13 protein-coding genes and 1 tRNA gene are annotated in these 14,231 nt (G+C 75.2%); 12 read left to right on the forward strand and 2 right to left on the reverse strand.

Features of this window, described 5'->3' with window-relative positions:
- The first annotated feature begins 1 nt into the window (after position 1).
- From pntB to K5O09_RS04025, 12 genes are all read left to right on the forward strand, one after another.
- Positions 2–1,387: a Re/Si-specific NAD(P)(+) transhydrogenase subunit beta gene (gene pntB, locus K5O09_RS03970; RefSeq protein ID WP_222171549.1), complete on the forward strand. Its 1,386-nt coding sequence runs from the start codon at positions 2–4 to the stop codon at positions 1,385–1,387.
- Between the two features lie 155 nt (positions 1,388–1,542).
- Complete coding sequence (eno, locus tag K5O09_RS03975; protein WP_222171550.1) at positions 1,543–2,823, forward strand: phosphopyruvate hydratase; 1,281 nt, start codon at positions 1,543–1,545, stop codon at positions 2,821–2,823.
- Positions 2,824–3,697: 874 nt separating this feature from the next.
- Positions 3,698–4,183 (forward strand): septum formation initiator family protein, encoded by a 486-nt coding sequence (locus K5O09_RS03980; protein ID WP_222172569.1) that lies wholly within the window; start codon positions 3,698–3,700, stop codon positions 4,181–4,183.
- 95 nt (positions 4,184–4,278) lie between these two features.
- Positions 4,279–4,788, forward strand: coding sequence for a DUF501 domain-containing protein (locus tag K5O09_RS03985; RefSeq protein ID WP_222172570.1), 510 nt, complete (start codon positions 4,279–4,281; stop codon positions 4,786–4,788).
- A gap of 41 nt (positions 4,789–4,829) precedes the next feature.
- Positions 4,830–5,801 (forward strand): Ppx/GppA phosphatase family protein, encoded by a 972-nt coding sequence (locus K5O09_RS03990; RefSeq protein WP_255596084.1) that lies wholly within the window; start codon positions 4,830–4,832, stop codon positions 5,799–5,801.
- A gap of 428 nt (positions 5,802–6,229) precedes the next feature.
- The gene (locus K5O09_RS03995; protein WP_222171552.1) at positions 6,230–6,556 is read left to right on the forward strand and encodes a PadR family transcriptional regulator; all 327 of its coding nucleotides are present in this window, start codon (positions 6,230–6,232) and stop codon (positions 6,554–6,556) included.
- Positions 6,553–7,719, forward strand: coding sequence for a hypothetical protein (locus K5O09_RS04000; RefSeq protein WP_222171553.1), 1,167 nt, complete (start codon positions 6,553–6,555; stop codon positions 7,717–7,719). Before K5O09_RS03995 ends, K5O09_RS04000 begins: the two co-directional genes overlap by 4 nt.
- A gap of 79 nt (positions 7,720–7,798) precedes the next feature.
- Positions 7,799–9,265, forward strand: coding sequence for an NAD(P)/FAD-dependent oxidoreductase (locus tag K5O09_RS04005; RefSeq protein WP_222171554.1), 1,467 nt, complete (start codon positions 7,799–7,801; stop codon positions 9,263–9,265).
- 356 nt (positions 9,266–9,621) lie between these two features.
- Positions 9,622–11,148, forward strand: a complete 1,527-nt coding sequence (locus tag K5O09_RS04010; RefSeq protein ID WP_222171555.1) for an MDR family MFS transporter — start codon at positions 9,622–9,624, stop codon at positions 11,146–11,148.
- A gap of 122 nt (positions 11,149–11,270) precedes the next feature.
- A tRNA-Leu gene (locus K5O09_RS04015) sits at positions 11,271–11,344 on the forward strand.
- Between the two features lie 175 nt (positions 11,345–11,519).
- Complete coding sequence (locus K5O09_RS04020) at positions 11,520–12,230, forward strand: ANTAR domain-containing protein (protein ID WP_222171556.1); 711 nt, start codon at positions 11,520–11,522, stop codon at positions 12,228–12,230.
- A 97-nt stretch (positions 12,231–12,327) separates the two neighbouring features.
- Positions 12,328–12,606, forward strand: a complete 279-nt coding sequence (locus K5O09_RS04025) for a sulfurtransferase TusA family protein (RefSeq protein ID WP_255596087.1) — start codon at positions 12,328–12,330, stop codon at positions 12,604–12,606.
- A 55-nt stretch (positions 12,607–12,661) separates the two neighbouring features.
- On the opposite strand, the gene K5O09_RS04030 is transcribed toward K5O09_RS04025, so the two are convergent.
- Positions 12,662–13,573: a siderophore-interacting protein gene (locus tag K5O09_RS04030; RefSeq protein ID WP_255596089.1), complete on the reverse strand. Its 912-nt coding sequence runs from the start codon at positions 13,571–13,573 to the stop codon at positions 12,662–12,664.
- 149 nt (positions 13,574–13,722) lie between these two features.
- Positions 13,723–14,184 (reverse strand): MarR family winged helix-turn-helix transcriptional regulator, encoded by a 462-nt coding sequence (locus K5O09_RS04035; RefSeq protein WP_222172572.1) that lies wholly within the window; start codon positions 14,182–14,184, stop codon positions 13,723–13,725.
- Between the last annotated feature and the right edge of the window lie 47 nt (positions 14,185–14,231).

Consider the following 14,231-nt stretch of genomic DNA (forward strand, 5'->3'; position numbering starts at 1 on the left):
GATGCTCACCTCCGCTGTCCAGGGCGTGTACCTCGTCGCCGCCGTCCTGTTCGTCCTGAGCCTCGCGGGGCTGTCGAAGCAGGAGACCGCCCGCCGGGGCAACCTGCTCGGCATGATCGGCATGGGCCTCGCCCTGGCCGCCACCGTCGTGCTCAGCCTCGACCAGTCCGAGCGCAGCCCGCTGGTCACGCTGCTGCTCATCGCCCTCGTGCTCGTCATCGGCATCGCCGTCGGCACGTGGCGGGCGCGCAGCGTCGAGATGACGCAGATGCCCGAGATGATCGCGATGCTGCACTCGTTCGTCGGCATCGCGGCCGTGCTCGTCGGCTTCAACTCCTACCTGACCGAGACGCACGCCGACGCGGTGCACCTCGTCGAGGTGTTCCTCGGCGTCCTCATCGGCGCCGTGACGTTCACCGGCTCGGTCGTCGCCTACCTCAAGCTGTCGGCGAAGATGAAGTCCGCGCCGCTGACGCTGCCCGGCCGCAACTGGCTGAACCTCGGCGCCCTCGTGGCGTCCGGCGGCCTCATGGCGTGGTTCCTCGCGAGCCCGTCGCTCGTGCCGCTGGTCGGCATGACCGTCGTCGCGCTCGCGCTCGGGTGGCACCTGGTCGCCGCGATCGGCGGCGGCGACATGCCCGTCGTCGTGTCGATGCTCAACTCGTACTCCGGGTGGGCCGCGGCCGCCGCCGGCTTCATGCTGAGCAACAACCTGCTCATCGTCACGGGCGCCCTCGTCGGGTCCTCCGGCGCGATCCTGTCGTACATCATGTGCCGCGCCATGAACCGGTCGTTCATCAGCGTGATCCTGGGCGGCTTCGGCGCCGAGGGCGGCACGGTGAGCGCGTCCGCGCAGGACTACGGCGAGCACCGCGAGATCCAGGCCGCCGAGGTCGCCGAGCTGCTCAAGAACGCCGGCTCGGTCGTCATCACCCCCGGCTACGGCATGGCCGTCGCCAAGGCGCAGTACCCGGTCGCGGACCTCGTGGCGCGGCTGCGGGCCTCCGGCGTGGACGTGAAGTTCGGCGTGCACCCCGTGGCCGGGCGCCTGCCCGGGCACATGAACGTGCTGCTCGCCGAGGCCAAGGTGCCGTACGACATCGTGCTCGAGATGGACGAGATCAACGACGACCTGGCGGACACCGACGTGGCTCTCGTCATCGGCGCGAACGACACGGTCAACCCCGCGGCCCTCGAGGACCCGGGCTCGCCGATCGCCGGGATGCCGGTGCTCGAGGTCTGGCACGCCAAGCAGGTCATCGTGTTCAAGCGCTCGATGGCCACCGGGTACGCCGGCGTGCAGAACCCGCTGTTCTTCCGCGAGAACACCGCCATGCTGTTCGGCGACGCGAAGGACCAGGTGGAGCGCATCGTCGCCGCGCTCTGACACCCCGCACGACGGGCCCCGGCCCCGGCCGCCACGGCCGCCCGGGGCCCGTCGTCGCGTGTTCACCGGGCGCTCGCCGAAGGTCCCACCGACGCACGCGGCGGACGGCACTAGGCTGAGGACGCATCCCCACCCGAACTGTCGAAGGAGCACGTATGGCCAGCATCGAGGCCGTCGGCGCCCGCGAGATCCTGGACTCGCGCGGCAACCCCACTGTCGAGGTCGAGGTCGCTCTCGACGACGGCACGATCGCCCGTGCCGGTGTGCCCTCGGGTGCCTCGACCGGTGCCTTCGAGGCCGTCGAGCGCCGTGACGGCGACAAGTCCCGCTACCTGGGCAAGGGCGTCGAGGACGCGGTCAACGCCGTCATCGACGAGATCGCCCCGGAGCTCATCGGCTTCGAGGCCACCGAGCAGCGCCTGGTCGACCAGGCCCTGATCGACCTCGACGGCACCCCGAACAAGGGCAAGCTCGGCGCCAACGCGATCCTCGGCGTCTCGCTCGCCGTGGCGAAGGCCGCGGCCGACTCGGCCGACCTGCCGCTGTTCCGCTACGTCGGCGGCCCGAACGCCCACGTGCTGCCCGTCCCGATGATGAACATCCTCAACGGTGGGTCGCACGCCGACTCCAACGTCGACATCCAGGAGTTCATGGTCGCCCCCATCGGCGCCCCGACCTTCCGCGAGGCCCTGCGCACCGGCGCCGAGGTCTACCACTCGCTGAAGTCCGTGCTGAAGAGCAAGGGCCTGTCGACCGGTCTCGGCGACGAGGGCGGCTTCGCGCCGAACCTCGAGTCGAACCGCGCCGCGCTGGACCTGATCCTCGTCGCGATCGAGAAGGCCGGCTTCGTGCCGGGCAAGGACGTCGCGCTGGCCCTGGACGTCGCCGCCACCGAGTTCTTCAAGGACGGCGCGTACCAGTTCGAGGGCAAGGCCACCACGCCGGCCGAGATGATCGCGTTCTACGAGCAGCTCGTCGCGGACTACCCGCTGGTCTCCATCGAGGACCCGCTGTCCGAGGACGAGTGGGGCACCTGGTCCGAGCTCGTCACCAAGGTCGGCGACAAGGTGCAGATCGTCGGCGACGACCTGTTCGTCACCAACCCGGAGCGTCTGGCCAAGGGCATCGAGCTCAAGGCCGCGAACTCCCTGCTGGTCAAGCTGAACCAGATCGGCACCCTGACCGAGACGCTGGACGCCGTCACCCTGGCCCAGCGCAACGGCTTCACGACGATGACCTCGCACCGCTCCGGCGAGACCGAGGACGTCACGATCGCCGACCTGTCCGTCGCGACCAACGCCGGCCAGATCAAGACCGGCGCCCCGGCGCGCGGCGAGCGCATCAACAAGTACAACCAGCTGCTCCGCATCGAGGAGGAGCTGGACGACGCCGGCCGCTACGCCGGCCTGTCGGCCTTCCCCCGCTGGAAGGCCTGAGCCCTCACGCTCACGACCGGAGGCCGGTAGCCCTGACGGGGCTGCCGGCCTCCGGCGCGTCCGCTCCCGCCGCCTCGCCGGCCGCCGCCTGCCGCCGCCGGGTCCGCGAGTTCGGCAGCTCCGGTGCGAGGTCGGCACCTGGAGCTGCCGAACTCGCCTGGACGTGCCGACCTCGCGGGGGTCGGGGGATGTGCGGATCGTGTGCGTGGCGGCGGACACGGCCGGGCCACCTGCGGGGCGGGCGGCACCGGGCGGGGCACAATCGGGTCCATGCCCGCCCCTCGTCGTCCCGCCGCGCCCCGCACCGGGGCCGGCGACGACGCGAGCCGCGAGGCGGCGCTCCGCACGGACGCCGACCGTTCCGGTCGGACGCCCGCCGCCGGCCGGGGTGTCGCGGGCACGGGCCGCACCGGGAAGCCCCGGTCCGCGACGGGGGTGCGCACGCCGGCCGCCCCGCGCGGCTCCGCGGCCGCACGTCCTGCGGCAGCCGCCGGCACGCCGGGCGCGCCGCGCACACCGACCCGGACCGCGGGGGCGCCGGGCCGGACCCCGGGGGAGCCGGCCCGGACCCCGGGGGAGCCGGCCCGGACCCCGGGGGCGCCCAGCACCGCGGCCGTGCCGCGCTCGCCCGCGCCCGGCGCCGTCGGCACCGCGGGCAGCCCCCGCACGGGCGTGCCGCAGCAGTCCGTGCCGCGTCCCGCGACCCCGCGTCCCACGGCTGTCCCGGGCGCGCTCGGCACCCCCTCGCCCCGCGGCGGGGCGCCCCAGCAGCTCCCGCCCGGGTGCGCGTGCCGGCGGCGGAGACCGCCGGGGCCCGCGCGCCGAGACCGTCCAGCAGCGGCTGCCGCGGCTGTTCACCGTCCGCGCGCTGGTGATGCTGGTCGTGCTGTCGATCGCGTTCGTGCTGGTGTTCCCGACGCTGCGGCAGTACCTCGACCAGCAGGTGCAGCTCGAGCAGCTCCGCGCCGAGGTCGCCGCCGCCGAGCAGGGGAACGAGGACCTGCAGGCGGAGCTGGACCGGTGGTCGGACCCGGCGTACGTGGAGGCGCAGGCCCGGTCCCGGCTGGCGTTCGTGATGCCGGGGGAGCGGGCGCTACGCGTGGCGGACCCTGAGGTCGTGCCGGAGGAGCAACCCGCGGACGAGGCGCCGACCGGGCCCACGGCCTCGGCGGGGTCCGACGACCCGACACGGCCCTGGTACGCGCGGCTCTGGGACTCCGTGCAGGTCGCGGGCGTCGCGGGGACGGGCGAGGCGGGCGGTTCCGCGGAGGACCCGGAGGCGGGGGACAATGGGTCGGCGCCGGCCGACGGGACCCCGAGCCCGGGCGACGGCGCTCCCGACGCGGAGCCGACGCCCTGACGTCCGCCCCGACCGCTGCCGACCAGCCCGACCCGAGGACCGCCGTGACCGACCTGCCCCCGACCACCGTGGGCGCCCTGCCCGACCCCGCCGAGGTGCCGCGCGCCCGCCACGACGCGCCCGACGTGACCGACGCGGACCTCGCGGCGCTGCGGGAGCAGCTCGGCCGGCCGGCGCGCGGGGTGGTGGGCGTCGCCGCCCGGTGCGTGTGCGGGCGGCCGCTGGTGGTGCGCACCGCGCCCCGGCTGGACGACGGCACCCCGTTCCCGACGACGTACTACCTGACGTGCCCGCCCGCTGTCGGTGCGGTCAGCACGCTCGAGGCCGGCGGCCTGATGAAGGAGCTGACGGCGCGGGTCCAGAGCGAGCCGGAGCTGGGTGCGGCGTACCGGGCCGCGCACGAGGCGTACCTGGCGGACCGCGCGGCGCTCGGCGACGTGCCGGAGATCGCCGGGGTGTCGGCCGGGGGGATGCCGACGCGGGTGAAGTGCCTGCATGTTGTCGTGGGGCACGCGCTGGCCGCCGGTCCCGGCGTGAACCCGGTCGGCGACGAGGTCCTGCTGATGCTGCGCGACGTGTGGCGGCCGGACCGCTGCACCTGCTGAGCCGCCGGGCGCACCCGCCGGGGGATGGGAGGATGGCCCGCGTGACGCGTGTGGCTGCCATCGACTGCGGGACCAACTCCATCCGGCTCCTGGTGGCCGACGTCGACCCGTCCGCGGGGACCCTCGTGGACCTGGACCGCCGCATGGAGGTCGTGCGGCTCGGGCAGGGCGTCGACCGCACGGGACGCATCGCACCGGAGGCGCTCGCGCGGACCCTGGACGCCACCCACCGCTACGCGCAGGTGTGCGAGGACCTCGGCGTCGAGGCGGTCCGGTTCGTCGCGACCAGCGCCTCGCGCGACGCGGAGAACCGCGACGAGTTCGTGGCCGGCGTGCGCGAGGCGCTCGGCGTGGAGCCGGAGGTCATCGGGGGCGTCGAGGAGGCCGCGCTCTCGTTCCGGGGCGCGACCGGGGTGCTCGGTGCCCGGCACGACGCGCCGTACCTGGTGGTCGACCTCGGCGGCGGTTCCACCGAGGTCGTGCTCGGTGACGGCGCCCCGGAGGCCGCCTACTCGATGGACGTCGGCTGCGTGCGCATCACCGAGCGCCACCTCCGGTCGGACCCGCCCGCGGTGGACGAGGTCGAGGCCGCGGTCCGCGACGTCCGTGCGGCGCTCGATGTCGCCGGGCGGGCGGTGCCGTTCTCGCGCACTGCGACCCTCGTCGGGCTGGCCGGGTCCGTCACCACCGTCACCGCGCACGCGCTGGGCCTGCCCGCGTACGACCCGGCGGCGATCGACGGCTCCGTGCTCCCGGTCGACGACGTGGTCGCGGCCTGCGACGACCTGCTCGCGCGGGACCGGGCCTCGCGCGCGGCGCTCGGGTTCATGCACCCCGGGCGGGTGGACGTCATCGGCGCCGGCGCCCTGGTGTGGCGCGAGGTCGTGCAGCGGGTCCGTGCCGAGGTCGCCGCGGCCGGCGGCGAGCTCACCGAGGTCGTCACCTCGGAGCACGACATCCTCGACGGCATCGCCTGGAGCGTCGCCGAGCGGCAGGCCGACCTCCGGGGCTGACCGCCTGGGGGGACGGCGGTCGGGCACCGCCGTGCCGCCGGTGCTTCGGTGCCGCGTCGTGCCCGGATGATCCGGTCGCCGAGCCGAGCCGTGACGTCGCCGAGCCGTGCCGTCGCTGAGCCGTGACGTCGCCGAGCCGTGAAGTCGCTGAGCCGTGCCGTCCCTGAGTCGCGCTGTCCCTGGGTCGTGCCGGGCGTAGACGGGCTCCCGTCGACGCCCGGCACGCCCGCGACCGCCACCTCGCCCGTGCTGCGACATGCGGACTATCCAATTCTGCCCGGTACTGCGCGAACTGTAGTACCGTGTGACCTGCGGGAGCCGAGGAGGGTCGACTCCCGCGCCAGCAGCCCGGGGTGCGGCGGACAGGGGGCGCCGCACCCCGGGACGGACGGACCGGCCGCAGGGCCGGCGGTGATGCGGGAGGCGCGGTGGACACGACCCAGCTGCTCAAGGGGGTGCTCGACGTCGCGGTGCTGGCCGTGGTCGCGGACGAGGACGGCTACGGCTACGACGTCGTCCGCCGGCTGCGGTCCGCGGGCCTCGCCGAGGTGGGCGACGCCTCCGTGTACGGGACGTTGCGGCGCCTGTACTCCCAGGGCGCGTTGACGTCCTACGTGGTGCCGAGCGACGAGGGCCCGCACCGCAAGTACTACGGGATCAACGCGCAGGGCAGGGCGATGCTCGCCGCCCAGCGCAAGGACTGGCGCGAGTTCGCGGGCACGATGTCCCGCCTGCTCGAGGAGGAGGCAGCGTGACCGGGACCGCCCACGCCGCGCCCGCACCCGGGCCGGTGCCGGACGTCGGGGCGTACGCCGCCCTGGTCCGCGCCCACCTGACCGGGCTGCCGCAGGACCAGGTCGACGACCTGACCGACGGGCTGGAGGCCGACCTGGCGGACGCGCTGGCCGACGAGTCCCGGCTCGCCGCCGGCAGCGACGTCGCCGACCTGCGGGCGCGGTTCGGCGACCCGCGGGACTACGCGCGCGAGCTGCGCCTGGCGGCCGGGCTGCCCGAGCCCGCGGACGACGTGCCGGACCTCCGGTCGCCCGCCCAGCGGGCGTGGGCCCGCCTGCGCGCCGGTCTCGAGCGGATGGGATCCGAGCTGGGTGCGCAGCCGTGGTGGCCGCCGCTGCGCGACTTCCTCGTCTCGCTCCGCCCGGTGTGGTGGCTCGCGCGCGCGTGGGTCGTCTACCAGGTGATCGCGTTCGTGTTCGGCTTCCGCCAGGGCTGGCTGCCGCGCGACCCCGTGACGATGCTGGTGCTCGCAGTGCTGGCGGTCGTGAGCGTGCAGTGGGGTCGCGGGCGCTGGGTGCCGCGGCGCGGACGGGTGCTCCCGGTGCTGGTCTCGGCGGTCGCGGCGGTCCTCCTGGTGCCGGTGGTCGCCGTCGCGAGCGACTCGGAGGTCAGCCGGATGCAGTACTCGACGCAGTACGTCGAGACCCAGCCGCAGGACGGCGTGTGGGTGGACGGGATGCAGGTCAGCAACCTGTTCGTCTACGACGCCGAGGGCAACGCGCTGACCGACGTGCAGGTGTACGACGACCGCGGCAGGCCCGTGCGCACGGTCACCGACGGCGGCTGGGGCTGGTGGTCGCTGCCGGGGGTCGCGGGGGAGTGGTCGTTCCTGCCCGTGCAGGACGAGGACGGTCGCGAGCGGTGGAACATCTACCCGCTGCGCGGCGCACCGTCGGCGGAGTTCGACTGGGACCGGGGCGACGGCTCGGAGCGCACGACCGAGGAGCTGCTGACGACCGAGCCGCAGCAGCCGCCGCGGCCGTTCGCCAAGGCCCCGGCGATCGTCGACGACGCGGCGGCCGATCCTGAGGACACCACCGACGAGCAGTCCGCCGACCAGGACGAACGTCCTGCCTCGGAACCGTCGGCGAGCCCTGAGTCGGAGGCCACCGCGACCCCGTGACACGTCGTCCGGGACTTTGTGCCCAGGATCACGTGGGGTCAGGTCGCTTTCAACAAGTCATGGGACGTACCGTTGACGTATGTCTGAGGCCACCGTCACGACCCCCGCGCGCGCGTCGGGGAAGCCCCGCAAGGTGCCGCGCATCGTCATCCTCGGCGGCGGTTCCGTGGGGCTGTACTCCGCCCGGCGGCTGCGCCGGCGGCTCGGGAACCGGGAGGCCGCGATCGTGGTGGTCGACCCGCGTCCCTACATGACCTACGCGCCGTTCCTCCCGGAGGCCGCGGCCGGCTCGATCGACGCCCGCCACGTGGTGGCGCCGCACCGGCGCGCCCTCAAGGGCATCGACGTGCTCCAGGGCAAGGTCTCGGCGATCCAGCACGCCGACCGCACGGTCGAGGTCACGCCCGAGGAGGGCGACCCGTACTGGATCACCTACGACCACCTGATCGTCGGCCTCGGGTCGGTCGCGCGCACGCTGCCCATCCCCGGGCTCGCGGAGCAGGCCATCGGCTTCAAGAACGTCGAGGAGGCCATCGCCGTCCGCAACCACGTGCTCGGTCGGATCGACCTCGCGTCGTCCACCTGGGACCCGGAGCTGCGCCGGCGGATGCTGACCTTCACGTTCGTGGGCGGCGGGTTCGCGGGTGTCGAGGCCATCGCCGAGGTCGAGGACATGGCGCGCGACGCGGTCAAGCAGTACCGCTCGCTCGACCAGGAGGACCTGCGGTTCGTGCTCGTCGAGGGCTCGCGGCGCATCCTGCCCGAGGTCTCGGAGGAGCTCGGCGGCTACACGCTCGAGCAGCTCCGCAAGCGCCGCATCGAGGTGTTCCTGTCGACGTTCCTCAACTCGTGCGTCGACGGCCACGTGGTGCTGTCCGACGGCACGGAGTTCGACTCCGAGACGATCGTGTGGACCGCGGGCGTCAAGGCGAACCCGGTGCTGCAGAACTCGGACCTGCCGCTCGACAAGCTCGGTCGCGTCATCACCCTGCCGACGCTCCAGGTGGCGGACGCCGACGGGAACGTCGTGCCCGACGCCTACGCGGCCGGCGACTGCGCCGCCGTGCCGGACCTGACCCAGCCGGGCCAGTTCTGCCCGCCGAACGCCCAGCACGCCATCCGGCAGGCCACGCACCTGGCGGACAACCTCGCCCGGGTGCTGCGCAGCGCGGAGCCGACGGACTACAAGCACAAGAACATCGGCGCCGTCGCGTCGCTCGGCATGTACAAGGGCGTCGCGCAGTTCATGGGCCGCATCAAGGTCCGCGGGTTCCTCGCGTGGGTCATGCACCGGACGTACCACGTGTTCGCCATGCCGACGCTGAACCGCAAGCTCAGCATCATGGCCGGCTGGACCGCGAACCTGCTGTGGCGCCGCGAGGTCGTGCCGCTCGGCTCGCTGCACGACCCGCGCGCGGAGTTCCGCGCCGCGTCGGTCCCGCCCCGCCCGAAGGCCGAGCCGGCCGCCGAGGACCACAGCCCGGTCGCGAGCACGGAGGCGAAGCCCGCCGCCGAGCCGAAGTCCACGGCAGGCACCACGGCCTGACGGTCCACCCCGCCCGCCCACCGACCCCGTCGGAGGCTCCGAACGCGTACGGAGACCTCCACACGTCATCGGAGACCTCCCCGGACACCTCCGATGACGTGTGGAGGTCTCCGACCACGTTGGGAGCCTCCGAACGGGGCGGTGGGCGGGCGGTGTCGTGCCGGGAAATCGCTGGCGTCCGTGTCGGTGCCGGGTGGCACCATGGCGCAGTCGCCGGCGTCCGACCGGCGGACACCCGGAATGCCCGTCCCCCGGCGGGGGTTCCCAGGTCGACGACGCACCGCTGCCCGGCGCCCCCGCGCCCGTGAGCGGCCCCGCACCCCCAGGTGGACGACCACCCGACTCGAGGGAGACCCATGACTGCTCGCACCGGCACCCTGCCGCCGTCTCCCCCGCCCGCCCCACGCGGAACCGCGGACCGGTCGACCGCGCCCGCCGACCCGCAGGCCGCACCCGCGCCGGTGCGGCTCGACCCGGCCGACCGCACCGTCATCGCCCTGCTGCTGGTCGCCGGCTTCGTCGTCATCCTCAACGAGACCGCGATGGGCGTCGCGCTGCCGGTCCTCATGGAGGAGCTCGGCGTCTCCGCGGCGACCGGCCAGTGGCTGACCACCGGCTTCATGCTGACGATGGCCGTGGTCATCCCCGCGACCGGCTGGGTCATGGACCGGTTCCGGACCCGGCAGGTGTTCGTCGCGGCGATGTCCCTGTTCACCGTCGGCACGACGATCGCGGCGGTCGCCCCCGGGTTCGGCGTCCTGCTGGCCGGCCGTGTGGTCCAGGCGAGCGGGACCGCCGTCATGATCCCGCTGCTCATGACGACGGTGCTGACGCTGGTGCCGCCGGCGATCCGCGGCCGGGTCATGGGGACGATCTCCATCGTCATCTCCGTGGCGCCGGCGGTCGGTCCGACGATGTCGGGCCTCGTGCTGTCGCAGCTGTCCTGGCGCTGGGTGTTCCTCGTGATGCTGCCGATCGCGCTCGCCGCGCTGGGCCTCGGGGTGTGGCGGGTCCGCGACGTGACGACCCCGCGGGACGCCCGCCTCGACGTCGTCTCGCTGGCGCTGTCCGCCGTGGGCTTCGGCGCGCTGATCTTCGGGCTGTCGAGCATCGGGGAGTCCGCGGGCGGCCACGCGCCGGTCGCACCCTGGATCCCGCTGACCGTCGGGGTGGTGGCGCTGGTCGTGTTCGTCCGGCGGCAGCTCGCCCTGCAGCGGACGACGGGCGCGCTGCTCGACCTGCGCGTCTTCACGCACCGCTCCTACACGGTGTCGACGCTCGTGCTGGTCATCTCGTTCATGGCGATGTTCGGCGCGCTCATCGTGCTGCCGATCTTCCTGCAGGGCGTGCTGGGCCGCGGGACCCTCCAGACGGGCCTCCTGCTGCTGCCCGGTGGCGTCGTCATGGGCGCGCTGTCCCCGCTCGTGGGGCGGCTGTTCGACCGGTTCGGGCCGCGCCCGCTCGTCACGCCGGGCGCCGTCGCGCTCAGCGCCGCGCTGTGGCTGCTGTCGACGCTGCACCCGGGGACCTCGGCGGCGACCGTCGTCGCGGTGCACACGCTGCTGTCCGCCGGGCTGGCGTTCATGATCACGCCGCTGTTCACGTCCGCGCTCGGGACCCTGCCGCGTGAGCTGTACGGGCACGGCAGCGCGATCGTCAACACGGTCCAGCAGCTCGCGGGGGCCGCCGGTACCGCCCTGTTCATCACGGTGCTGTCCACCACGACGGCCGGCCGGATCGCGGCGGGCGCGGACGTGCTCGACGCGACGACCGCCGGCGTGCAGGACGCGTTCCTGTGGGGCGGCATCGTGTCGGTCGTCGCGGTCGGGGCGTCGCTGCTGGTGCGCCGGCCGCCGGCCGGGGAGCGGCCCGCGGTGCACTGAGCCGCGGCGTGGGACCCGGGGGCGTCCGGCGATGCCCCCGGGCCCGCGCCGTCCCCGCGCGCCCGCACGCCCGCCCCTCCCCACGGGTCCGGACGTCCGGCGTGGGTGGCAGGATGGCCCCGGCCCCCGTAGCCCAACCGGCAGAGGCAGCCGGCTTAAACCCGGCACAGTGTGGGTTCGACCCCCGCCGGGGGCACCTCGAGCTCGACCCGGAGCCCCCCACGTCCTCGTGCCAGTGCCGCTCGCACGGCCGCCGGGGCGTGCAGCCCGGACGCGGCGAGCGCTCTCCGGTGGCGCACCGCGCCGGAGAGCGCCATCCTGACCCCCTGTGCAGCGGCGCGCAGGCCGGCGCGAGCTCGCGGGGGGACCCGATGCCCGGTCACGACGAGGCCGTCCGGCTGCACGCCGACGCCTCGCTGGACGCGCTCATCCAGACGCTCACCGACCGGGCGGGTCGCACCGCCGGGGTCGAGGACGCGCACGCCTGCGCCACCGCGACGGTGCGGGGTGTGGACCGGTGGCTGGCGGCGTCGTCGGTCGGCGCGGCGCGCTGCGACGGTGCGCAGGACCGGCCGCGGCGGGGCCCGCGCTACCAGGTGCGGCTGACCGGTGACCCCGTGCTGCTGCCGGACCTGGCGGACCCCGACGTGCAGCGGCGGTGGCCGGTGTGGGCGCACGCGTGCCGGGTGCAGGGCTACCGGTCCGCGGCTGTGGTCGCGGGGGAGCACCGCGACGTGACCGTGCACCTGTCGCTGTACGGGCGCCGCCCGGCCGGCTGGGACGAGGTGGCGGAGCGGGCCGCGGGCCTCGCCGAGGGCATCGCGTCGGTGGTGCGGGCCCGTGACGAGGTGATCGCGCTCGCGCACACGATGGACGACCTGCTGGCGTGCAGCCGGTCCCAGCCGCTCATCGACCGGGCGGTGGGGGTCGTGATGGCGCAGCGGCAGTGCGACGCGGCCGAGGCGCTGGCCTACCTGCGGGACGCCGCCACCCACCGCGACACCCGCGAGGTGGCCGCCGGGCTGGTCGCCGGGGCCGTGCCGGCGCCGGGCGTGGTCCCGGCTCCGCGCGACGTGGCGTGACCGGGCACCGGCGCTGACCCGCCCGGCGCGACAGCACGGGAGCTCGCGCGCTCGTCGACCGCCGGGCGGCCCGCGGGACTTGGTACGGTCACGCCTCGTGACGGTCCACATCGACGGCGGCGACCTGGGCTGCGCCCGCCTCCTGGTGCTCCTGCGCGACCGCGCGCGCGAGCTGGCGGCCGGCACGGTCGTGCACCTGACGACGTCCGACCCGGTCGCGCCGGTCGACCTGCCGGCGTGGTGCCGGCTCACGGGGCACGAGTACCTGGGGCCGGTGCCGGACGGCCCGCCGCCGGCGACCTACGCGGTGCGGCTGGCCGCGGACCCGCGGGCGACGGACCCGGCGCGTCCGTGGCACCTGGCGCCGGGCGCCTGAGCACGGTCCTGCGGGCTCCGGGGTCCCCCGGGAGCCTCGACGCGCCGGTGGGGGATCAGTCGAGGCCTGCGGCCGACTCCGACTCCTCGATGCCCCGGAGCCAGTCGCGCTTGGCGGCCCGCCAGCCCTCGTCGTCCGTGCCGAGGCGCCAGTAGCCGGAGATCGACAGGTCGGCGGCGGGCAGTCGGCGCTCGACCCGCAGGTACCGCCGGAGGTCGCGCACCGCCCCGGCCTCCCCGTGCACGAACGCGTGCACCCGGCCGTCGGGCCACGGCAGACCGCGCACGGCCTCCACCAGTCGGGTGCCGGGTGCGGCCTCGCCGGCGTGCACCCAGCGCAGCGCCACGCCGTCCGGCACGTGCAGCGCGACCTCCTCGCCGCGGTCGGTCACCTCGAGCACGGCGATCCCCGACGCGGAGTCCCCGAGCCGCTCGAGCGCGACCGCGACGGCGGGCAGCGCGGACGCGTCGCCGACGAGCAGGTGGTGGTCGGCGCCCAGGTCCGGGCTGTACCCGCCGCCCGGTCCGACCACCGCGATCTCGTCCCCGGGCGCGGCGGTCGCGGCCCACGGGCCGGCGAGGCCGGCGGTGCCGTGGACGACGACGTCGAGGGTCAGGGTCAGCTCCAGGTCGTCCCACGCGCGCACCGTGTACGTGCGCAGGCGGGGTTGGTGCTCGGGCGGCAGGGCCTCCCGGGCGGCCGCCAGGTCGACGACGCCCTCGGGCGTGGTCCACAGCGCGAGGGCGTCAGCGCCGGTGACCGTGCGGCCGACGCCGGGCAGGAACACGAGCTTCACGTAGGAGTCCGCGGCCGCCGACGGCGCGAAGCCTGCGAGGCCGGGCCCACCGAGCGTCACGCGGACCATCGCGGGCGTGAGGTGCTGGGTGCGCAGCACGACAGCGCGCAGCGCGGTCCGCCCCTTGCGGGGAGGGCCGGCGGGCGCGGCTGCGGGGTCGGGAGAGGTCACGGGGCACTTCCGGTGGGGGTGCCGGGCGCCGGACGGCGCCGGGGGGAGGCGGCCCCGGGGGTGTCGACCGCCGGTGACGAGCGTAGGTGCTGGTGCGGGGCCCCGTCACGTGCCCGGCGCATCTGCCGGCCCGGGGCGTCCGCGCGCGGTCAGCGCACGGGGTGCGCCCGGCCCCAGGTGTCGATGTCCGCGTTGAGGCGCGTCAGCAGCCGCGCGAGCTCCGTCCGGTCGTCCTCGGGCCAGCCGTCGAGCACCTCGGCGTACAGGCGCGCCCGGACGTCCCGCGTCGTCGCGAGCGCTGCCAGCCCGGCATCCGTGGCGGCGACCAGCGTCACGCGCCCGTCCCCGGGGTCGGCGGTGCGCCGCACCTGGCCGGCCTGCTCCATGGCCAGCACCTGCCGTGTGACGGTCGAGGGGTCGAGGCGGAGGGCGTCGGCGATCGCGTTGACGCTGGCGGTCCCCTGGGCGGCCAGCACGGAGAGCACGAGGTAGGCGGACCGCTCGATCTCCCCGCGGGCGCGCGCGCCGGCCCGGCGGGTGCGGTCCGCGAGGCGGAGCAGCATCGCGACCTGGGCCTCGATCGTGCGCACGTCGTCGGCGGGCTGCTGCATGGTCACCTCGGGTCCCTCGTGGTCGGCGTCGGCAGTCTGCCACGTGC

The organism is Cellulomonas sp. C5510 (genome assembly GCF_019797765.1).
Taxonomy (GTDB): domain Bacteria; phylum Actinomycetota; class Actinomycetes; order Actinomycetales; family Cellulomonadaceae; genus Cellulomonas.